A 20,715-nucleotide genomic window follows, 5' to 3' on the forward strand; every position below is an offset into this window, starting at 1 on the left:
ATTCTGTCCCGCCGCACGCGGTGTGACCAGGGTTGATACCTTCCCCGCATGGCGTTCACGCTGGAACAGCTACGGGGTTTCGTAGCCGTCGCCGAGGAGCTGCACTTCAGCCGGGCCGCCTCTCGGCTGGCGATGACCCAGCCGCCGCTGAGCAGGCAGATCCAGAAGCTGGAACGGGCGGTCGGCGCGCAGCTGCTGATCCGGGACAACCGGCGGGTCACCCTCACCGCGGCGGGCGAGGTGTTCCTGGTCGAGGCGCGGCGGCTGCTGTCGCTGGCCGACACCGCGCCGGAGCTGGCCCGGCGGGTGTCGTCCGGGTCCAGCGGCGTGGTGCGGGTCGGGTTCACCGCGGCGGCGACCTACGGCATCCTCGGCCGGCTGCTCGACGAGCTCGCCGCGCAGCTGCCGGACGTGGACGTGGAGCTGGTCGAGCTGGTCACCCGCGAGCAGGTCTCGGGACTGGTGAACGAGGAGATCGACCTCGGGCTCGGCCGGCCGCCGTTCGACGACTCGACGTTCGGCTCCCGGCTGCTGCACCGGGAGCGGCTGCTGCTCGCCGTGCCCGGCGGTCATCCCCTGGCGGCGCTGGGACGCGCCGCGACGGCCGCCGACGTGGTCCGCGAGCCGGTCGTCATGCACTCGCCCACCGACGCGCGGTACTTCTACGACCTGGTCGTGCGCACGGTGCCGATCGCGCCGGAGAACACCGTGCACACGGTCAGCCAGGTGCTCACCATGCTCTGGCTGGTCGCGGCCGGCCGCGGGGTCGCGTTCGTGCCGGAGTCGGCGGCGCGGCTGCGCATCGACGGCGTCGAGTTCGCCCGGCTGGAGACCGCGGTGGCCGAGCCGGTGGAACTGCACCTGCTGTGGTTGAAGGCGTCGGCCAACCCGGCGCTGTGGCGGACGTTGAGCGTCCTGGAAGGCCGCACGCCGTTCGAGTGATGCCGTCCGGGTATCGCGCAATGCCGAACAACTCTTGGACAAGCATCACTCCTGCTCCATACGTTGGGGTCGTGACGAACCCAGCCGCACTCGCCGACCGCCTCGCCTCCGGGCTGCTCTCCTTCCCGGTCACCCACTTCGACGCCGACCTGCGGTTCGACGAGCACCGCTACCGCGAGCACCTGGCCTGGCAGGCGAGCTTCGACGTGGCCGGCCTGTTCGCCGCGGGCGGCACGGGCGAGGGGTTCTCGCTGACGCCGGACGAGGTGGACCGGGTGGTCCGCGTCGCCGTGGACGAGGTGGGCGGCAAGGTGCCCGTGCTCGCGCCGGCGACCGGGGCGACTGCCCTGTCGGTCGCCCAGGCGCGTGCCGCCGAGGCCGCCGGCGCGGCCGGTGTGCTGCTGTTCCCGCCCTACCTCACCGAGGCCGGCCAGCGGGGCCTGGTCGAGCACGTCTCCGCGGTGTGCCGGGCCACCGGGCTCGGCGTGATCGCCTACAGCCGGGCCAACGCCGTGCTGACCGACGCGACGGTCGCCGAGCTGGCCGACCGCAACCCCAACCTGATCGGGCTCAAGGACGGCGTCGGCGACGTCGAGCAGCTCACCCGCACCTACGCCCGCGTCGGCGACCGGCTGATCTACATCGGCGGCCTGCCGACCGCGGAGACGTTCGCCCTGCCGCTGCTCCAGCTCGGCGTCACCACGTACTCCTCGGCGCTGTTCAACTTCGCGCCCGAGTTCGCGCTGCGGTTCTACGCCGCCGTGCGCGCCCAGGACCGCACCGCCGTGTACGGGATGCTGCGCGAGTTCGTCATCCCCTACCTGGACATCCGCGACCGGGAGCGCGGGTACGCGGTGTCGATCGTGAAGGCCGGGCTGACCGCCGTCGGCCGGGACGGCGGCCCGGTGCGCCCACCGCTGACCGACCTAACCGACGACGAGCTCGCCCGGCTCACCGCCCTGGTCCGACGCATCGCCTGACCGCCCGCACCCGAGGAGGAAGAGCCCGATGCCCACCAGTGCCGACCGGATCCGCGCCGTCACGCTGTCGTCGGTGACCCTGTCCCTGCCGACCCCGATCAGCGACGCCAAGGTGTTCACCGGCAGGCAGCGGCCGATGACCGAGGTCGCGATGCTGTTCGCCGAGATCCGCACCGAAGCGGGGCTGGAGGGCATCGGGTTCGGCTACGCCAAGCGGGCGGGCGGCCCCGCCCAGTTCGCCCACGCCCGCGAGGTCGCGCCGGACCTGATCGGCGAGGACCCCAACGACATCGGCAGGCTGTGGACCAAGCTGGTGTGGGCCGGGGCGTCGGTCGGGCGCAGCGGCGCGGCCACGCAGGCGCTGGCCGCGTTCGACATCGCGCTGTGGGACCTCAAGGCCAAGCGCGCGAACCTGCCGTTGGCGAAGCTGCTCGGCGCGCACCGCGACTCCGTGCGCTGCTACAACACCTCCGGCGGGTTCCTGCACGAGTCGGTCGGGCAGCTCAAGGACAACGCCACCCGCACGCTCGACTCCGGCGTCGGCGGCATCAAGATCAAGGTGGGCCTGCCGGACCGGTCGGAGGACCTGCGCCGGGTCGCGGCCGTCCGCGAGCACCTCGGCGACGGCGTGCCGCTGATGGTCGACGCCAACCAGCAGTGGGACCGCCCCACCGCCCTGCGCGTCGGCCGGGCACTGGAGGAGTTCGACCTGGTCTGGATCGAGGAGCCGCTGGACGCCCACGACGTCGAGGGGCACGCCGAGCTGGCCCGGTCGCTGACCACCGCCGTCGCCTCCGGCGAGATGCTGACCAGCGTCGCGGAGCACTACGAGCTGATCCGGGCCGGCGCCGTGGACGTCCTGCAACCGGACGCGCCCCGCGTCGGCGGGATCACCCAGTTCCTCAAGCTCGCCACCCTCGCCGACCACCACCACCTCCAGCTCGCGCCGCACTTCGCCATGGAGGTCCACGTCCACCTCGCCGCCGCCTACCCGCGCGAGCCGTGGGTCGAGCACTTCGACTGGCTGCACCCGCTGTTCACCGAGCGGCTGGAGATCAGGGACGGGCGGATGCACCTGTCCGACCGGCCGGGGCTGGGCATCACCCTCTCCGAGCAGACCCGCGCCTGGACCGTCGGGACGGCCACCGTCGACGCGCCGCGGTGACCTGCCCGAATGTGACAGGCCCGAATGTGGCGGGCCCGGACGTGGCGCGTCCGGACCTGGTCCGGACCGCCGGGTGAACGCGGTCCTGGCCGGTTTCGCCACCCTCGTCGCGGTGATCGCGGTCGGCTGGATCGCCGCCCGGACCCGGGTCCTCGGCGAGGGTGCGACCGGCGTGCTGTCCCGGCTGTCGTACTTCGTCGCGACCCCGGCGTTGCTGCTGCTCACCCTCGCCGAGGCGGACCCGGCCGTGCTGTTGTCCACCACGCTGGTCGCCACGGCGGGCAGCGCGGTGGCGTGCGGTCTGCTCTACCTCGCCGTCGCGCGGTGGCGGTGGCGGCCGCGCGACGGTCACCTCACGACCGGCGCGCTCGCCTCGTCCTACGTCAACGCGGGCAACCTCGGTGTCGCCATCGCCGGGTACGTGCTCGGCGACGCCTCGCTCGTCGCCCCGGTCCTGCTGTTCCAGGTGCTGGTCCTGGCGCCGATCGGGCTGACCGTGCTGGCCGCGTCACGCGATCCCGGCCAGAGCGCGCCGACGCGTGCGCAGCTGCTGACCCAACCGCTGCGCACGCCGCTGGTGATCGGCTGCGCGCTGGGGTTGGCGCTGGCTTCCGCCGGGTGGATGCCGCCCGCGCCCGTGCTGCGGCCGGTCGAGCTGCTCGCCGACCTCGCGGTCCCGGCCGCCCTGCTCGCCTACGGCGCGGGCCTGCACGGCGCGCCACGCCCGGCGTCGGGCGGCACGGCCGGCCAGGTGTGGCTGGTCGTCGTGCTGAAGACGGTGGCGCAGCCCGCGTTGGCCTACGCCCTGGGCCGCTGGGTGGTCCGCCTGGACGACCCGGCGCTGCTGGCCGTCACCCTCACCTCGGCGCTGCCCACCGCCCAGAACGTGTTCGTCTACGCCACCGCCTACGACCGGGGCGCGGAGCTCGCCCGGGACGTCGTGCTGCTCACCACCGTCCTGTCGGCGCCGGTCCTCACCGGGGTCGCCGTCGTGCTCGGCTGACCTCGACGCCGCGTCGGGTGGCGCCCCACCGCGGCGCAGGTCGTCCGGGTCGGCGTCGGCCCTAGCCGCGGACGGGCAGGCGCACCGTCACGTCGCGCAGCACCATCGCGCCCGGCGTGCGGCTGCCGTGCAGGACGAACATGTCCGAGATCGGCGTGACGGTGAGGAACAGCGACTGACCGGCCGGGACCGTCGCGGCGACCGCGGGCAGTTCGATCGTCCGGCGGGCGCCCGGGTTCAGGCCGCGTTCGCGGTGCGGCAGCACGTTGTTCTGGATCACCTTGGCGGTCGCCGGGGACGTGCCGACGCTGAGGCCGAAGAACGCGCGGTTGTCCAGGCCGAGGGTGCTGACGACGGCGTCGAGCACCGGCGACCCGGCGACGGCGAGCGGGCCGTCCGCGATCTTGACCGCCTGCGGCAGGCCGACGCCGGCCGTGGTCAGGATGTCCGGCAGGGCGGCGGTGGTGGTCGGCGCGACGGAGTCGACGGTGACGCAGCCGCCCTCGGCGGTCATGAGCTGGTAGCGGCCGTGGCCGGTGACGGCGCGTGGCGCGCCTTGCAGGTTCTCGGCCAGGAACCGCAGTTCGAGGTCGTCGTAGCCGCCCTGCCGCGCGGAGCACTCGTCACCGGCGACGGCGTAGCCGGTGGGGATGACGTTGGGCAGCGCGTGACCGCCGTTGTAGCCGATGAGCAGGCTGTTCGCGCGGGCGCGAGGGGTCAGGGCGCGGTCGAAGTTGTCGATCGCCTGGTCCAGCGGGAACAGGTTGTCGCTGATGCCCTGGCGCAGCAGCACCGGGATGTCCAGCCGGCGGCCGGCCGCGACGTGGTGCGCCGGGCCGTTGTCGCGGAAGAACTCGTCCATGGTGGCGGGCCAGTCGCCGGTGAGCAGGCCCTCGGCGTAGCCGGCGTGCATCGTCGAGGTGTGCGCGTCGAGCGCGGCGGCGTACAGACCGGTGACCCACGTGGTGCGGACGACCTCCCGCGGGGCGAGGCTGTCGTTCAGCGAGTGCCAGGTGATCTGGGGCGCGAGGGCGTCGAACCGGGTGCGGCCGGTCTTCGCGACCTCGGTGAACGCGCCGGCGAACTGGAAGCCGCCGCCGTAGGAGCCGCCGACGGCGCCCAGGACGGGGTCGCCCGGCCCGTTCTCGCGGACCCAGTCCAGCGAGGCGACGTGGTCGATCACCCGGATGACGTCTTCGCCCTCGAACGCCGGGTCCTCCACGTGCGCCTTGCCCCCGCTCTCGCCGAAGCCGCGCTGGTCGATGCTGACCACGCCGAACCCCGCGTCGAGGTACCGCCGGAACGAGCCGGGCGCGGACGTGCGGCTGCCTCCCCAGCCGTGGCTGTGCAGGAGCACCGGCACCGGGTTGTCCGGGGAGGCGGTGGCGGGCCTGAAGACGCTGACGCAGATGTTCACCGGTCCCGGTTCCAGCGGATCGGTCTCCGGCACGCTCGCGACGCAGACGTGGTCCGGCGCGGGGTGCTCGGCGCTCGCGGCGGCGGGCGGGGTCACGGCGAAGGCCGCGACCACGAGTGCGGTCACCAGGCGCATCGGGTTCCTCCGGTCGGTCGGGGCGCGTCGGTCGCGCGGTTGTTCCAACGAGCGGGCGTGAAGATCGTCACGGTGCCCATTACCTTGTGCACAACTCAATCGTGCACTAGCTTTATGGCATCACGCCGCAAGACGAACCGAGGAGCACGCGATGACCGGTCAGACCCCCACCGTCGTCCTGGTACACGGCGCTTTCGCCGACGGCTCGAGCTGGGCGAAGGTCGTCGACCTGCTGCGGGAACGGGGCGTCGAAGCGCTCGCGGTGAGCAACCCGTTGCGCGGGTTGGCGCACGACGGCGACTACGTCGCGAGCGTCGCCGGCCAGGTGGACGGGCCGGTCGTGCTGGTCGGCCACTCCTACGGCGGCCCGGTGATCACGCACGCCGCCACCAAGACGCCGAACGCCAAGGCCCTCGTGTACGTGGCGTCGTTCGGCGTCGACCTCGGCGAGAGCGCGCTGAGCTCGGTCGAGGGCTTCCCCCCGGTGGAGCTGAACACGTCCCTGGTGCCGCAGCGGTTCCCCGACGGGGAGGGCGACGACACCGAGTTCACGATCCGCCGTGACGCGTTCCCGAGTGTGTTCGCCGCCGACCTGCCGGACTCGGTCACCGCCACCGCCGCGGTCAGCCAGCGCCCGATCGCGGCCCGCGCCCTCGGCGAGCCGCTGGCCGTCGAACCCGCCTGGAAGACCCTGCCGTCGTGGTTCGTGGTGGCGACGGCGGACCACGCCATCAACCCGGACTCGCAGCGGGCCGCCGCCCGCCGGCTGGGCTCGACCACCGTCGAGGTGGACGCCTCCCACGCCATCGCCCTCTCCCGCCCGACCGAGGTGGCCGACCAGGTCCTCGCCGCCGTCGCCGCCGTCTCCTGACCCCGCCGCCCCGGGTCGGTGCGATCACGTGCCACCGCGACGGCGTGGCCGGCCCGCGAGCCGGCCACGCCGCGGCGGTCAGCCGACCTTGCCGACGCCCGCGCCGGCCATGACCGCCGCCTTCACCGTGTTCGGGTCGTCCAGCGCGTAGGCGTAGTAGTCGCGCGGCTCCTGGACGCTGCCGCCGCAGTCCGGCCCGCCCGACTCACCGACGAACACGTTGTCGCGCGCCACGCACCGCCCGCCGGGACCGGCGTAGCTGTTGCTCACCGGCTCCTCCACGTCCTCGAAGTAGTTGCCCTCGACGACGCAGCCCGAGTCCGCCTGGCACGCCACGCCGACGTCGGTGTTGTAGAGGTAGTAGTTGTTGAACACGTGCACCGGCTCGCCGAACCGGACCCTCGGGTTGCGCTGCGGCGTCCTGTCGAACCAGTTGTGGTGGTAGGTCACCTTCAGCCGGCCGACGTCCTGCGCGCCGTTGCCGTCGTCGTGGCCGAGCAGCATGTTCTTGGTGTGGTGGTGGGTGTGGTTCCAGGAGACGGTGACGTAGCTGGAGCCGCGCTTGATGTCGATCGCGCCGTCGTAGCCGTTCGACAGGTCGTTGTGGTCGAGCCACACGTGGTGGGAGAACATCTGCACGTTGATCGCGTCGTCGGCCCAGTCGCGGAACACCAGGTTGCGGACGACGACGTTGCGCACCGCGTCGGCGGGCGGCGAGGTCACGTCGGAGACCGGCAGGCCGATGTTCAGCCCGCCGCCGGTGAAGCCGGAGGCCGACCCGATGCCGACGATCGTCTTGTCCGAGGTGACGTTGTGCATGGGACCGGGCAGCGCGATCATGCCGCACACGCAGATGTTCAGCGGTCCGGCCTGGGCGATCGCGGCCAGGAACTCCGCCGCCGTGTCGACCTCGATCGTGGGACCGCCCGCGCCGCCGGTCGTGCCGCTCCGGCCCCACGCGGTGACGGAGGCGAACCCGACCGGGCGACCGGAGGTGGCGCAAGTGCCGGGCTGCTGCGTGGTGGTGGTGGTGGTGGTGGTGCTCGTCGGCCCGCCGGGGCCCGCCACGTCGGTCACCAGCACGTCGTCGAACGTCGCCGCCGCGTAGTAGGTCGCCACGCCGATCCGGCCGCTGCCGAACGTGCTGTCGGTCGCCGTCACGACCTGCGCGCCGTTCACGAAGCCGCGCAGCGTGCTGCCGAACGCCTCCAGCCGCACGGTGTGCCAACTGCCGACGGTCACGGTGGCCGGCGCGGTGGCCAGGGTGGTGTGCCCGCCGCCGACGCGCTTGCCGAGCACCGCGGCGCCCGTGTCGGACAGGGCCAGGTAGTACTAGTTGCCGGTGTTCTGCACCCGGGCGGTCACGGCGACGTGCCGGTTCGTGCCGTTGAACGCGGTCGGCTTCACCCGGGCCTGCACCGACTGGCCGGCCCAGACCGCGCCCGCCGACGCCCTGGCGTCCGCGCTGGTGCCGGACTGGCGCCAGGCCCGCGACCCGTCCGCGACGACCGCCCAGCTGCCGCCGCCGGTGCTCCAGCCGGTCGAGTCGCCGTCCTCGAAGTCGTCGCCGAACAACGTCGCGGCCGCTGCCGAGGGCACCAGCAGAACCGCCACCGCGACCACGAATGCGCTCGCCACCGCGGCGAGCGACGCTAATCTGCCGTGCTTGCCCACAAAAAGCCTCCTGTGCTGGACCGGACGTTGCCCGTCCGATTCCGCCGACCCTTCCGCGTTCACGGTGGTGAATGCGTTCACGCTGGTGAACGCCGGTGGGAACGCGTTCGGGTGACGGCTGCCGACAAACGGAGGCGGCGGTTGGCGGCACGCTCTCGAGAATGTTCCGAATCCTTGCCGCGAAGGTAGAGCTCGGTTTCCGGGACGTCAACGCCGGGTCGGGCGACATGGTCGGACACCGCTCGCGGAACCGTTCCGCAACCGATCGGGGACCGGAATTCAGGGGCCGTCGACCGGGATCGTGTCGAGGACCGAACCGGCGATCGACGCGGCGGTCCCCGCGTAGGCGCCGGCGAGGGTGTGGAACACCTGCTCGGCGCGGATCGCCGGCCAGTCGTCGGGCAGGTGCTCGGCGGGCAGCCGCGGGTCCTGGCGGACGAGCTGCAACCACTCGGTGTGCAGCAGCAGCTGCCTGGCCAGGTCGTCCGGCGCGTCGGCCAGCGGGCGGTCGTGGTCCCAGCGGCGCAGGAACACCTGGTAGCGCTCGGCGATGGCGGGCACGTCGAACGCGGTGCGCGCGATCTGCTCGGCCTCGGTGGGCTTCGCCGTGTGCGCGGTGAACACCTTGAGGTGGTCGTCCAGCCCGAGGTCCTCGACCAGGGCGGGCACGTCGACCACGCCGGGCGCGATCCACAGGCCGTTCTGCAGCGGGCCGAACCCGCCCCAGATCAGCCGCGAGCGCAGGTCGTGCCGCTGGCTGCGCCAGGACTCGGGCACCGAGAAGCCCACCATCGTCCAGACGCCGTCCCAGTCGCTGTTGACCGCGCCGCTGCGCCAGACCCGGTGCTCGCCGTCCTCCAGCACCGCCGCCGAACGCGCGGTCAGCCCGAAGTACATGCGCCTGCCGTCGCGGTGCCGCGCCAGCAGGTCCCGCTTGACCATCCGGGTCAACGTCGAGCGCACCGCGTCCTCCGACACCCCGACGCGGGCGAAGACGTCGATGACGCTGCCGGAGAAGACCGCCACGCCCCGGTTGAGCACGTGGATGCCCAGGAAGCTCAGCATCAGCGACTGCGGCCGGACCGATGCTTCCTGATCATGGGCCTGCGGGTCGTCGTGCGGGATCACCGGGCGAGCGTAACGCCGGCTCCGCGCCCTTGTGCGACCCGGCCGATCCGCTACCCTCAACGTGAAACGCCTTCATCTTCGGTCGAGTGAAGGGCGGTCGCGGTGAAGCGGATCGCGCTCCTGCTGGTGCTGCTGCTGACCACGTCCGCGACACCGGGCGCCGCCGCGCCGGACGACCTGTGGTTCGACGGCTCCGCCGTGACCGTCGCCGACGGCGCCTTCCGCGACGAGCACGGCCGCGAGGTGGTGTTGCGCGGGTTCAACGTGTCCGGCACGGCCAAGCTCGCCGAGCACCGGGGCCTGCCGTTCGCGAGCACGGCGGACGCGCGCTCCTCCGCGGCGGCGATGCGGCGGATGACCGGGGCGAACGCGGTGCGCTTCCTGCTCACGTGGGCCTGGGTCGAGCCGGAGCCGCGCCGGATCGACCACGCCTACCTCGACCGGGTGAGCGAGCAGGTGGGCGCGTTCACCGACCAGGGCATCCGGGTCTACCTCGACTTCCACCAGGACCTGTACTCACGGCACCTGTTCGACCGCGACAGCTGGTACACCGGCGACGGCGCGCCGGCGTGGGTCGTGCGCGCGGGCGGCTACCCCAAGGAGTCGTGCGGGATCTGCGTGCACTGGGGCCAGAACATGAAGAGCAACAACGCGGTCACCGCCGCGGTGCACGACTTCTGGCACAACCGCGAGGTCGCCACGTCCGCCGGGCCCATCCGGATCCGCGACGAGTTCCTGCACCAGGCGGGCGAGGCGATGCGGCACCTCAAGTCGTCGCTGTCGGCCGAGGCGTTCCGGCTCGTGCTGGGCGTCAACCCGCTCAACGAGCCCTACGCCGGGCGGTACGACCGGGGCCAGGACGGCCCGGCGTGGGAACGCGACCTGCTCATGCCGTTCTACCGGCAGTTCCGGCAGCGGATGGACGACGCCGGGTGGGCCGGCAAACCGGCGTTCGTGGAGCCGCTGGTGTTCTGGAACCAGAACGTGGAGTTCTTCGCCGAACCGGGCGGCTTCCCGGCCGTGCCGTCACTGGGTGACCGCTACGCGTTCAACTCGCACTTCTACGACGGCAAGGCGCAGTCCGGTCTGCTCAAGCCGGGCAAGGCCGCCGACGGCGAGTACGCGGCGGACTTCGCCCGGATCCGGGACCGGGCGGCCGCGCTCGGCACGGCCGGGATCGTGTCGGAGTTCGGGCACCCGGTCGCCGGCTTCACCTCCGACAAGAACCCGAGCGTGCTCAAGGCCGTGTACCAGGCGCTGGACTCCCGACTGCCCGGCGCGCGGTGGTGGGCGGGCGCGGCGGGGTCCGGGCCGGTGCTGTCGGGCAGCCAGTGGCACTGGGACGTCAACTACGGGCGGCACCACGAGGTGATGAACGACAACCCGGACAAGGTCCGCACCGAGGGCGACGCGATGAACGACGAGCACTTCTCCGCGGTGCGCGTCGACGACGCCGGGAACCACGTGCTGACGGTGGAGGGCCGCGTGGTCGACCGCCTGTTCCCGCGTGCCGTGGCGGGCCGGGCGGTGGCGTTCGCCTACGAGGACCGCGCCCGCGACGGTGGCGCGGTGCTGACGTGGAACCGGATCCCCGACGCGATGCCCGCGGTGCGCGCCCTCGTCGGCGCCGGGCAGTTCGGCGTGCTCGTGTGGCGGGGCAACGGCGTCGCCGCGCCGACGGAGCTGCACCTGCCCTCGTCGTTCCCGCCCGCGTCGACCACGGTGGTGAGCGACCTCGCGGCCGTCACCGGGCCGCCCGCGCACACCGGCGCCGAACCGGTGGCCGTCGCGCCGGAACCGGGCACGCCCGGCGTGAACCGGCTGCTGCTGTCCACAAGGGACACCGGGTGGCACTTCGCACTCGTGACGAACGCCGCGCCCACCGGGCCGACGGCCGCCGCGCGGGCCGAGCTGGCCGCGTGGGCGGGCGCCACCTTCCGCTAGGCGCAGCACCTTCCGCCCCGGCGCGTCACCCCTCGCTGGCCGGCGCGACCGGTCCTTGCCGAAATCGTTTTCGTAGGTCATGGTGGCGAAGCGGGCGCTCCCGCCGCCACCGCGTCGAACTCGTTCGACGCCGTCCGGCGGGGCCGTTCGACGAGAGCTGACCAAGGTTTCCGGTCGAATCCGCCGCCGTCGCCGGGAAATCCCCTGGAGTACCGAGTGGAAGGTGTTCGACGGTGCGCTTGCCCAGAACAGCGGTCGGCTTGAGGACCGCGCTCGCGGCGGTGCTCGCGGCGGTCCTCGCCGCGGCCCTGCTGACCACGCCCACCGCGACCGCGGCGGCGAAGACGGTGTACCTCCCGGCCCGGTGGACGCAGACCGGCGAGGTGCCGTGGGCGGCCAACCGGATGCGGGAGTCGACGAACTTCGTGCTGCTGTGGGGCGACCGCTCGGGCACGAACCCGGTGTCCGCGCCCTCGCCGTACAACTTCGACCCCAACAGCGTGATCACCCAGCTGGAGAACCTCTACAGCTTCTACGTGAACACCATGCGGTTCACGCCGGAGACGGGGCTGCTCGCCCAGCACAAGATCATCGTGATCGTCACCAGAACGTGGGGCCTGTCCAACCTGGAGGCGTGGGCGACGGGAGGCTCGGTCGACGGCCGGGTGGGCATCATCAACGTCGCGCCCGGCGCCGCCCTGCCCGGCTCGTGGGGCCTGGCGCACGAGCTGGGCCACGTGTTCCAGGCCTACACGACCATGGGCCGCTCGGGGTACGGCTTCACCGCGCCGTACTCGGGCACGTTCTGGGAGACCAGCGCGGAGTTCATGGCGATGCAGGCTCTGCCGAGCACGGCGGCGGGCGACCTGACCCGGTGGCTGCGGTCGGAGAACCTGTACTGGAGCTCCAGCAGGCACCACTACGGCAACTGGATGCTGATGCAGTACATCAAGGACCGCGACGGCCTGGCGATGTTCAACCGGCTGTGGAACGAGGCGCGCAGCACCGAGCACCCGCTCGAGGCCTACCGGCGGATCACCGGCATCAGCCAGGCCGAGCTGAACCGCCGCGTCGGCGAGTACGCCACGCGCAACGTCACCTGGGACTTCGGCAACCGGTCCACGCTGATGCCGTTCATCGACAACGTCTACGGCGCGGGGTTCCTGCACGCCTACAACGGCGGGCTGGTCGAGCCGGTCGACGCGGGCGCCGGCCACTTCCGGATGAACACCAGGGCCGCGCCGTCCGACTACGGCTTCAACAAGGTCAAGCTGGTGGCCGACAGCGACGGCGCGCTCGTCAGGGTGCGGGTGAGGGGCCACTCCGAGACCGGGGCGACCGGGTGGGCGTTCGGCCTGGTCGCGGTGCGCGACGGCGTGCCGCGCTACTCGCCGGTGACGGTGGGCGTGGACGGGCGGATCACCTTCCAGCTCCAGTCCGGCGAGCGGGAGGTCTGGCTGGTCGTGACCGGCGCCCCGGCCACCGCGGTGCCGCACTACGCCTTCCTGGACGGCTACAACTCCGCCCGCCGGTACCCGTACGAGTTCCGGGTCTCCGGCGCCACGCCGTCGGGTTTCGAACCCGGCCACGTGAAGCCCGCGCCCACCGGCGGCGGGCGCTGGCACGCCAACGGCGGCGGCTGGGTCGCCAACACCGCGTCCGTGTCGGCCTCCGCGTACGTCGGGCCGAAGGCCGCCGTGTACGGCCGGGCCACGGTGCGGGACAACGCCCGCGTCGAAGGCCTCGGGTGGGTCAACGGCGGTGTGGTCGGCGGCAACGCCGTGGTGAAGGACAACGCGTTGATCCAGGACGGTGCGAACCTGTCCGGCGGCGTGGTGGTCGGCGGCGACGCCGAGATCGCCTTCGCCTGCTCGTCGGGCACGTACCTGAGGTTCAACCCGGACCGCCGGTGCGACGGCCAGGGCGGCGAGGCGGACGTCAACCCGTCGCACGGCACGTTCCCGACCTCGGACCTGTCGCTGAGCTGACCGGGCGGGGGCGGGCGCCACGACGGCGCCCGCCCCTCCCGGCGCGCAAGGGTTTCGCGGGCGGTTGCGCTGTCCGGGCGACGCCGGGCCGGGTGGCCCGGGGTTACCGTTCGACCGATCCAGGGCCACTGGAGGACGTCCTCGCAACGGAGCGAACATGCCCGAGTTACGCGCCGCGCTGGCCGTGGTGGCGCTCGCCACCGCCCTGCCGCTCGTGTCCGCGCCGTCGGCGGTCGCCGACCCCGAGATGGTCGCCGTCGTGCTGGCCGGCCTGCCCGGCTACCCGGACCACCACGTCACCGGCCTCAACGACCTCGGCCAGGTGGTCGGCAGCGCGCAGGGCCCCGACGCGCCACCGCGCGCGGTGCTGTGGTCACCGCGCGGCGGCGCCACCGACCTCGGCCCCGGGCTGGCGGTGGAGGTCGACCAGCACGGCCGGGTGCTCGGGATCGAGACCCGGACCGCCACCGCGCCGTACCGGAACAAGCCGTGGATCTGGTCCGCGGGCACGCGGACGGTCGTCGCGCCGAACACGGCGTGGGCGTCCGCGCCCGCGATGAACGGGCACGGCGCCGTGCCGGTGCGCTACTCGACGTCCCTGTTCCGGCAGGAGCACAACCGCGTCGGCGTGTGGGAGGACGGCCGGCTCACCGAGCTGTCGCTGTCCGGGCCGGACCTGTGGGTGTACGGCATCAACGACGCCGGTGTCGTGGTCGGCGGCTACGCGGCGTTCGCCACCCAGGACTTCGCCGCCGTCCGCTGCGTCGACGGCGCCTGCACGCGGCTGGGCGATTCACCGGGCTACGGCACGTACACCCCGGAGGGGATCACCGAGGCCGGGGTGGTCTTCGGCAACCGGGGCACGGTCGCGGTGCGCTGGGAGGGCGTCGAAGCCACCGTGCTGTCCGAGAACGGCCGCGTCGCGCACGGCGAGCAGGCGTTCAACGAACGCGGCGACGCGGTCGGCTGGGCGGCCGACGGGAGCGGGACGCCCCACGCGGTGCTGTGGCCGGCGGAGGGCAAGCAGGTCGACCTCGGCGTGCCCGCGCCGGCCGAGGCCGTCGCGATCAACGAGCGCGGCGACGTCGTGGGCTGGACGGCGGCCGACGAGTCCTCGACGCCGCGCGCGTTCCTGTGGCGCGCGGGCCGGGTCACCTACCTCGACCCGCCCACCGGCCACTACAGCCTCCCGGTCGCGATCAACGACCGCGGCGTCGTCGTGGGCCACACCACGGGCGCGGACAGCACGAACAAGGCCACCCTCTGGACGCCGGTCCCGACCACCCACTGACTCACTCCGGGTTGGCGTTGCGGTACAGCCGGACCGCGTTGCGCATCGCCATGGTCACGGTCATCGAACCCACCCGGGGCACGAAGACCGAGGCGCGCTCCACCACGTCGTCGGCGAAGTTCTTCATCGTGGAGAAGTTCAGGCACACCGCGCCCGGCTTGATCTCCTCCGCTCGGACCAGCGGGAAGTCACGTGACGGCACACCGGTGACCACGACGTCGGCCTCGGCCAGGGCGGTGGCCCGGTCGGTGGCCACGGCGTCCACGTGGTGTCCCTGGATGCCCGCCGCGTGCCGGAACGCCAGCGAGCCCGAGAGGTCGAACGACGTCACCTCGGCGCCGTCGTTGGCGAGCATGGCGGCCAGCGGCCGGCCGACGATCTCGCTGCGGTTGAAGACGCACGCCTTCACCGACGCCAGCGGGGTGTCGCCGTCGCCCCGGAACGCGCCCGCCTCACCCAGCAGCTTCATCACGGCCAGCGGGGTGCACGGCAGGACGGCCCGGCGGGTGCCGGCGTCGTCGATGAACCGCCGGTTCTCGTAGAGGCACCGGCTCCAGAACGAGTGCAGGCCCTCGACGTCCTTGCGGGGGTCGACCAGCTCGCGCAGCCAGCGGTCGCGTTCGGGGTCGCGGACCGGGTAGTAGACGAACACGCCGTGCACGCCGTCGTCCGCGCCGGCGTCGCGCACGGCGGCTTCGACGTCGTCGGCGCGGGGCGTGCGGAGGTCGAAGTCGATGCCGACCTCGGCGCACGCGCGCCGGGTGTACTCGGCGTAGGTCCGCGCCGGCCGGTCGCCGTCGACCAGGAAGCCGACGACGGTGAGGCGTTCGGGGATCGCCGCCAGGTCGGCGCGGATCCCGTCGCGGATGGACTCGGCGAGGACGGCCGGGTCGATGGTGCGGGCGGTCATTCGGCTTCCTCCGGGGTGCTCTCGAAACGGGTGTGCGCGGCCACGGCGGCGCGGCGGACGGCATCCAGTCGCGTGGTGAAGGACCCGGCGTCGGCGCCGAGCTGCGCCACGTTGGCCTCGGCCCCGCGCAGGGTGGCCAGCACGGACCCGAGCAGCAGGTCGGCGCCCGCGCGGACGTCGCTCACGACCGTGCCGGTGACGACCGGCAGCACCGAGAACGCCCACTCCAGGGTGTCCACCGCGTCCGCGGCGGCCGTCAGCGGGCCTTCCGTGGCGGCGACGGACGCCGCCGCCACCGCCGCGTCCCGGGCGGCCCGCTCCTCGTCGGTGGAGCGCGGGAGCCGCCGGGCCCGCAGGTAGTCCTCGAACAGCTCCACGTCGCGGTCGGCGGCCGCTCCGAGGCGGTCGAGCAGGACCTGGCCGGCCTCGACGGCGTCACCGACCGAGGGGTCGCGCCGGGCGGTGATCTCCAGGGCCATGAGCACCAGCGCGCAGCCGAACGCGGCCGTCACCGCGGCCACCGACCCGCCGCCGGGCGTCGGGCTCGCACTGGCCGTCCGCGCGCGCAGGTCGGCCAGGCTCACGTTCCACAGGCTGTCCGTCACGCCGAGATCTTCGCCTACCCCGCCGTCGGCTGCCACCACGCGTGGTCCCGCCCGCCGTGGTGGCGGGCGGGACCTCCGGGAACGCGCCGGTCAGCAGGCGGGCGCGCCGACCGCGCCGTGGCCCGCCCAGTCGTACCAGCCGTTCGTGCCGGTCCAGGTCTTGCGGATCAGATCGGCGCCGCTGTTGCGGGTGAACACGTCGATCCGCTGGCCGGTCATCGACACCGCCGTGGGGCTGGTGAAGATGTGGCCGCCGAAGTCGCTGGCCGGGTAGGTCGTCCAGTCCGCGCCGTTGGGGCTGTAGCGGTGGATGAAGCTGTCGTCGTGGTCGCGGAGGAAGATGTCCACGGCGTCGCCGCCGCGGGTCGAGGCGGTCGGCCGGCCGGTGAAGTTGCCGCCGCGGTCGGCCCAGCTGTACCAGCCGGCGTCACGCGTCCACATCAGCGACAGCAGGCTGCCGTCGTTCGCGCGGGCGAAGACGTTCATCCGCGAGCCGTCCGCGTTCGCGACCGCCGCCGGCGCGCTGGTGGCGGTGACCGCGGCCGCGTTCAACCCGATGTTGGACCAGTTCGTGGTCCAGCCCTGCACGGTGTCGTAGTGCCGGTAGACGATCTTGTTCTCGCCGTTCTTGGCGAACACGTCGATCCCGGTCGCGTGGCGGCTGGTCACCGCCGGGGAGGAGGTGACGGTGTACTCCCCCATGTCGGCCCACTGGTACCAGCCGTAGGCGGAGGTCCAGGTGATCTTCTTCAACCGGTTGTCGACACCCTGCGCGAACACGTCGATCCGGCCGGCCGAGAAGATCGCGGCGGGATCACCCTTGATCTTCGCGTTGTACGGCAGAGTCGCCCAGCAACCCCACACGCCGTCGTTCATGTTCCGGTGCTTCAGATGACCGTCCGACGTCGCCGCGAACACGTCGAGGTCACCCGCCGACCGGGAGATCGTCGACAGACCGGGCAGCGTGGTCGAGGTGCCCGGCGCCGCGTTCCACAGCGCGGCGACGATCAGCTGCGCGTCGGCGGCCTGCACGCCGTACCGGTACCGGTACTCGGCCGCCGGTCGCTGCACGTCCGCCGCGACCTCGCCGATCGGCTCCGCCGCCCACGAGCCGTTCGGGTAGAACTGCTGCATCACGTCGAGGAAGCTGTTGGTCGCGGTCGGCGGGTGCAGGCGCTGCGCGGCCGTGCCCCAGGAGTCCCGCTGCTGGTAGAGGCCGAGGCTGTCGCGGTCGCCGTAGTTGACGTTGCGCAGGTGCGACTCGACGATCACCGTCGCGATGGCGATCGCCGCCGCCCTCGACGACAGGCCGCGGGCCTTCACCGCCTGCACGACCATCCGGGCGCAGGACGTCTCGTAGGCGTCCATGTTGCCTCTCATGTCCGAGTCGAGCTGCGCGTTGAGCTGCTGGCCGATCGTGACGTCCTGCGAGGTCGTGCCGCCGGGGTCGCAGGCCCGGATGTCGTCGGCGGCCGCTTCGGGCGGGTTCGCGCCCAGCACGGTCAGACCGGCGCTCAGGGCCACGGCGGCGAGGGTCGCGGACAGCGTCCGGCTCACGGCGAGTTTCACGGGATGCTCCTGGTTCAGGCACAGGGAGGTGCTGCGGGAGAGGGGAAGAGGGGGAGGGCGACCGGCCGGGGTCCGGCCGCCCTGCGCACCGGTCAGCAGGCGGGCGCGCCCACCGCGCCGTGACCTGCCCACTCGTACCAGCCGTTCGTGCCGGTCCAGGTCTTGCGGATCAGGTCGGCGCCGCTGTTGCGGGTGAACACGTCGATCCGCTGGCCGGTCATCGAGACGGCGGTCGGGCTGGTGAGGATGTACCCGCCGAAGTCGCTGGCCGGGTACGTGGTCCAGTCCGCGCCGTTGGGGCTGTAGCGGTGGACGAAGCTGTTGTCGTGGTCGCGCACGAAGATGTCCACGCTGTCGCCGCCGCGGGTCGAGGCGGCGGGACGGCCGATGAAGTCGCCGCCCCGGTCGGCCCAGCTGTACCAGCCGGCGTCACGCGTCCACATCAGCGACAGCAGGCTGCCGTCCGTGGCGCGGGCGAAGACGTTCATCCGCGAGCCGTCGGCGTTGGCCACGGCCGCCGGCGCGCCGGACGCGGTGACGGTCGAGGCGTTCAACCCGATGTTCGACCAGCTCGTGGTCCAGCCCTGCACGGTGTCGTAGTGCCGGTAGACGATCTTGTTGGCCGCGTTCTTCGCGAACACGTCGATGCCCGTGGCCGAGCGGCTGGTCACCGCCGGGGAGGACGTGACGACGTAGTCACCCATGTCCGCCCACTGGTACCAGCCGTAGGCGGAGGTCCAGGTGATCTTCTTCAACCGGTTGTCGACACCCTGCGCGAACACGTCGATCCGCCCCGCCGAGAAGATCGCCGCCGGATCGCCCTTGATCTTCGCGTTGTACGGCAGAGTCGCCCAGCAACCCCACACGCCGTCGTTCATGTTCCGGTGCTTGAGGTGACCGTCCGACGTCGCCGCGAACACGTCGAGGTCACCCGCCGACCGGGAGATCGTCGACAGACCGGGCAGCGCGGTCACCTCGCCGTCGTCCTCGATGACGTTGTCGTAGCGGTAGGGCAGGTAGGTGCCGCTGTAGTACGGGTACGGGATCTTCCGGTACACGGCCCTCGGCGGGGTCTGCTCGAACTCGTAGTACTCGGTGCGCGCCGTGTCCGCCCACTTCTCGAAGATCACCACGTGGTTGTCGTAGCTGAGCAGGATGTCGCCCGCCTTGAGGTCGTCCTTGTCGATGCGGTGCGCCACCTGGTCCAGGTTGCGGGTGGTCAGCGACTCGCTGAGCTTCCACGCCATCGACACGAAGCCGGAGCAGTCGGTGCGGTACCCGCCGTAGTAGTCGCTCTGGCTGTAGGGGACGCCGGCCGTCGTCCACGTCCGGGCCCGGGTGATGATCTCCGACCTGGTCACCGGCGGCGTGGCGACCTCGGCGGTCACGGTCGCGCCGGACACCTCGGTCGACGTCACGGTGGTCGTGGGCGAGCCGGGCGCGGCCTGGTAGCCGGCGACGGCGGCGCGCAGCCCCTCGCCGCCGGTCGGGTCCGCCGCCGGGGCGGCGGTGGCGACGCCGCCGCCGAGCACACCGGCCGCGATCACCACCGAGAGCAGCAGCCTGGCCGCTCGCTGGTCGAGTCTCATCGTCGTGCCTTTCCGTCGTGGCTGGTCGACACGAGCCTGGAGCCCGGAGAAGGCGGGGTGTAGGTGGCAGATCGGCCATTGGCCGCCACTGGACACGTCCGTACGCTGGGGCTCCGGTTTGGGGAACCCGGGGGTGGGACATGCTCGAAGGGCTGCTTTCCATGGGCGCGGGAGCGCTGTACGACTCGTTGGTGCGCGGCGGGCCGATCGCCGTGGACGACCCGCGCGCGGACAGCTCGGACATGGCCGAGCTGTTCGAGAAGGGGTTCGTGCGCCGCGACTACCGGGGCGACCCGACCATCGCGCCGGTCGAGCCGGTGCGCGCGGTCGACCACGCCATCCTCGCCGCGCAGCAGCAGGTGCTCGACCAGCAGCGGGCGATCGTGGCGGCCCGGCACCAGCTCGACGTGCTGCAGGCCGCCTACCGGATGGCGAACTCCTCGGGCGACACCGCCGACATCGAGATCGTCACCGACCCGCAGCGCATCGGCCAGATCTCGTTCGAGCTGTGCCTGTCCGCGCGGGAGGAGTTCGTGACGTTCTCCACCCGGCACTTCCGCAAGGCGCCCAGCGCGCAGACGGTGATGACGCTGCCCGCCGTCGTGGCCGAGCGGGGCGTGGTGCTGCGCAACGTGTGCGAACGGGCGGTGCTGGAGTTCGAGAGCTCCCGCGACATGGTCGAGGGCAACATCAAGGCGGGCTGGCAGATGCGCGCGGTGCCGGAGCTGCCGATGAAGATGGTGATCGCCGACCGGCACTCGGCGCTGGTGCCGCTGGACCCGACCGGCATGGAGGGCGCGCTGCTGATCCGGACGCCGACGATCATCGCCGCGCTGCGGATGCTGTTCGAGCTGGTGTGGAGCCAGGCGGTGCCGGTCGGCGCGCAGGAGACCGGCTCGCGCAACGGGCTCACCCCGACCCAGGCCAAGGTGCTGGACCTGCTGGCCACGGGCATGACCGACGGCGCCATCGCCCGGCACATGAAGATCAGCGAACGGACGGTCCGCCGGTACGTCTCGGGGCTGCTGGAGGCCCTGCAAGCGGACAACCGGGTGGCCGCGGTGTACGCGGCCACCCGGTTGGGTTGGCTGAACTGACCGGTCAGTCGCTCGGCAGCGTCCAGCCGTAGTCCTCGTCGCACGACAGCGTCGGGTCGGGGCACGGGGCCGGCGGGTCGGTCGGGTCGCCGCCGGCCGCCACGGCGGTGCTCGCGGCGGCGGCGCTCACGGCGGCGGTGGCCGCCGTGGCGGCGCCGAGGGTGGCGGCGAAGACCGCGGCGAGCACCGCGCCGATGATGCGCTTGGACATTGTTTCCTCCTGGTCACTGCTGGTCCCCCGACCGGCTCTGGCCAAATCCTGACCGCCCTCGGCGGTCGGCGGCAGTGGCGGGTCCGGCCACCGTCCGCAATAGGTCAACCCGGCCGGCGGTGGCCTGGAGCGGCCGTTGGCCGGAGCCGACCGCTGTGCGGATCGCGGCACGTCCCTAGCGTCGGAGGCGCAAGTG

General features: G+C 72.7%; 18 protein-coding genes. 9 read left to right on the forward strand and 9 right to left on the reverse strand.

The window, feature by feature from the left end:
- Positions 1-48: 48 nt before the first annotated feature.
- The 4 genes from IOD16_RS20020 to IOD16_RS20035 all read left to right on the forward strand — a co-directional run bounded on the left by IOD16_RS20020 (position 49) and on the right by IOD16_RS20035 (position 4,090).
- A complete protein-coding gene (locus IOD16_RS20020; protein WP_123747521.1) occupies positions 49-942 on the forward strand; it encodes a LysR substrate-binding domain-containing protein in 894 nt (297 codons plus the stop codon).
- A gap of 20 nt (positions 943-962) precedes the next feature.
- Positions 963-1,922, forward strand: a complete 960-nt coding sequence (gene kdgD / locus IOD16_RS20025) for a 5-dehydro-4-deoxyglucarate dehydratase (RefSeq protein ID WP_123747520.1) — start codon at positions 963-965, stop codon at positions 1,920-1,922.
- 28 nt (positions 1,923-1,950) lie between these two features.
- Positions 1,951-3,087 carry an L-talarate/galactarate dehydratase gene (locus IOD16_RS20030; RefSeq protein WP_201435641.1) on the forward strand — a complete coding sequence of 379 codons (1,137 nt, stop codon included), beginning with the start codon at positions 1,951-1,953 and terminating at the stop codon, positions 3,085-3,087.
- A 73-nt stretch (positions 3,088-3,160) separates the two neighbouring features.
- Positions 3,161-4,090: an AEC family transporter gene (locus IOD16_RS20035; protein ID WP_201435642.1), complete on the forward strand. Its 930-nt coding sequence runs from the start codon at positions 3,161-3,163 to the stop codon at positions 4,088-4,090.
- Between the two features lie 61 nt (positions 4,091-4,151).
- Here IOD16_RS20035 and IOD16_RS20040 read toward each other — a convergent pair whose 3' ends face one another.
- Positions 4,152-5,642: an alpha/beta hydrolase gene (locus IOD16_RS20040; RefSeq protein WP_201435643.1), complete on the reverse strand. Its 1,491-nt coding sequence runs from the start codon at positions 5,640-5,642 to the stop codon at positions 4,152-4,154.
- 151 nt (positions 5,643-5,793) lie between these two features.
- Between IOD16_RS20040 and IOD16_RS20045 the strand changes: the two genes are divergently transcribed.
- The gene (locus IOD16_RS20045; RefSeq protein WP_201435644.1) at positions 5,794-6,513 is read left to right on the forward strand and encodes an alpha/beta fold hydrolase; all 720 of its coding nucleotides are present in this window, start codon (positions 5,794-5,796) and stop codon (positions 6,511-6,513) included.
- A gap of 78 nt (positions 6,514-6,591) precedes the next feature.
- Here the strand turns inward: IOD16_RS20045 and IOD16_RS20050 are convergent, their stop codons facing one another.
- From IOD16_RS20050 to IOD16_RS20060, 3 genes are all read right to left on the reverse strand, one after another.
- A complete protein-coding gene (locus IOD16_RS20050; protein ID WP_201435645.1) occupies positions 6,592-7,812 on the reverse strand; it encodes a pectate lyase family protein in 1,221 nt (406 codons plus the stop codon).
- 33 nt (positions 7,813-7,845) lie between these two features.
- Complete coding sequence (locus IOD16_RS20055) at positions 7,846-8,151, reverse strand: hypothetical protein (RefSeq protein WP_201435646.1); 306 nt, start codon at positions 8,149-8,151, stop codon at positions 7,846-7,848.
- Positions 8,152-8,466: 315 nt separating this feature from the next.
- Positions 8,467-9,315 (reverse strand): PaaX family transcriptional regulator, encoded by an 849-nt coding sequence (locus IOD16_RS20060; RefSeq protein WP_236594233.1) that lies wholly within the window; start codon positions 9,313-9,315, stop codon positions 8,467-8,469.
- A gap of 102 nt (positions 9,316-9,417) precedes the next feature.
- Here IOD16_RS20060 and IOD16_RS20065 point away from each other — a divergent pair, with 102 nt between their 5' ends.
- From IOD16_RS20065 to IOD16_RS20075, 3 genes are all read left to right on the forward strand, one after another.
- On the forward strand, positions 9,418-11,259 hold the full coding sequence (locus IOD16_RS20065) for a cellulase family glycosylhydrolase (protein ID WP_201435647.1): 1,842 nt from the start codon (positions 9,418-9,420) through the stop codon (positions 11,257-11,259).
- Between the two features lie 233 nt (positions 11,260-11,492).
- Positions 11,493-13,247 (forward strand): DUF6055 domain-containing protein, encoded by a 1,755-nt coding sequence (locus IOD16_RS20070; protein ID WP_201435648.1) that lies wholly within the window; start codon positions 11,493-11,495, stop codon positions 13,245-13,247.
- Positions 13,248-13,404: 157 nt separating this feature from the next.
- Complete coding sequence (locus IOD16_RS20075) at positions 13,405-14,538, forward strand: hypothetical protein (protein ID WP_201435649.1); 1,134 nt, start codon at positions 13,405-13,407, stop codon at positions 14,536-14,538.
- 1 nt (position 14,539) lies between these two features.
- Here IOD16_RS20075 and IOD16_RS20080 read toward each other — a convergent pair whose 3' ends face one another.
- From IOD16_RS20080 to IOD16_RS20095, 4 genes are all read right to left on the reverse strand, one after another.
- Positions 14,540-15,448, reverse strand: coding sequence for a bifunctional methylenetetrahydrofolate dehydrogenase/methenyltetrahydrofolate cyclohydrolase (locus IOD16_RS20080; RefSeq protein WP_201435650.1), 909 nt, complete (start codon positions 15,446-15,448; stop codon positions 14,540-14,542).
- Positions 15,445-16,053, reverse strand: a complete 609-nt coding sequence (locus tag IOD16_RS20085; protein ID WP_201435651.1) for a cyclodeaminase/cyclohydrolase family protein — start codon at positions 16,051-16,053, stop codon at positions 15,445-15,447. The genes IOD16_RS20080 and IOD16_RS20085 overlap by 4 nt, the downstream gene beginning before the upstream one ends.
- A 90-nt stretch (positions 16,054-16,143) precedes the next feature.
- Positions 16,144-17,622, reverse strand: a complete 1,479-nt coding sequence (locus IOD16_RS20090) for a hypothetical protein (RefSeq protein WP_201435652.1) — start codon at positions 17,620-17,622, stop codon at positions 16,144-16,146.
- A gap of 92 nt (positions 17,623-17,714) precedes the next feature.
- On the reverse strand, positions 17,715-19,211 hold the full coding sequence (locus IOD16_RS20095; protein WP_201435653.1) for a hypothetical protein: 1,497 nt from the start codon (positions 19,209-19,211) through the stop codon (positions 17,715-17,717).
- A 140-nt stretch (positions 19,212-19,351) separates the two neighbouring features.
- On the opposite strand from IOD16_RS20095, the gene IOD16_RS20100 reads away from it, so the two are divergent.
- Positions 19,352-20,308, forward strand: a complete 957-nt coding sequence (locus tag IOD16_RS20100; RefSeq protein ID WP_148089068.1) for a LuxR C-terminal-related transcriptional regulator — start codon at positions 19,352-19,354, stop codon at positions 20,306-20,308.
- Positions 20,309-20,312: 4 nt separating this feature from the next.
- Here IOD16_RS20100 and IOD16_RS20105 read toward each other — a convergent pair whose 3' ends face one another.
- Positions 20,313-20,519 (reverse strand): hypothetical protein, encoded by a 207-nt coding sequence (locus tag IOD16_RS20105; protein ID WP_201435654.1) that lies wholly within the window; start codon positions 20,517-20,519, stop codon positions 20,313-20,315.
- Between the last annotated feature and the right edge of the window lie 196 nt (positions 20,520-20,715).

Source organism: Saccharothrix sp. 6-C, assembly GCF_016695385.1.
Classification (GTDB): Bacteria; Actinomycetota; Actinomycetes; order Mycobacteriales; family Pseudonocardiaceae; genus Actinosynnema; species Actinosynnema texasense.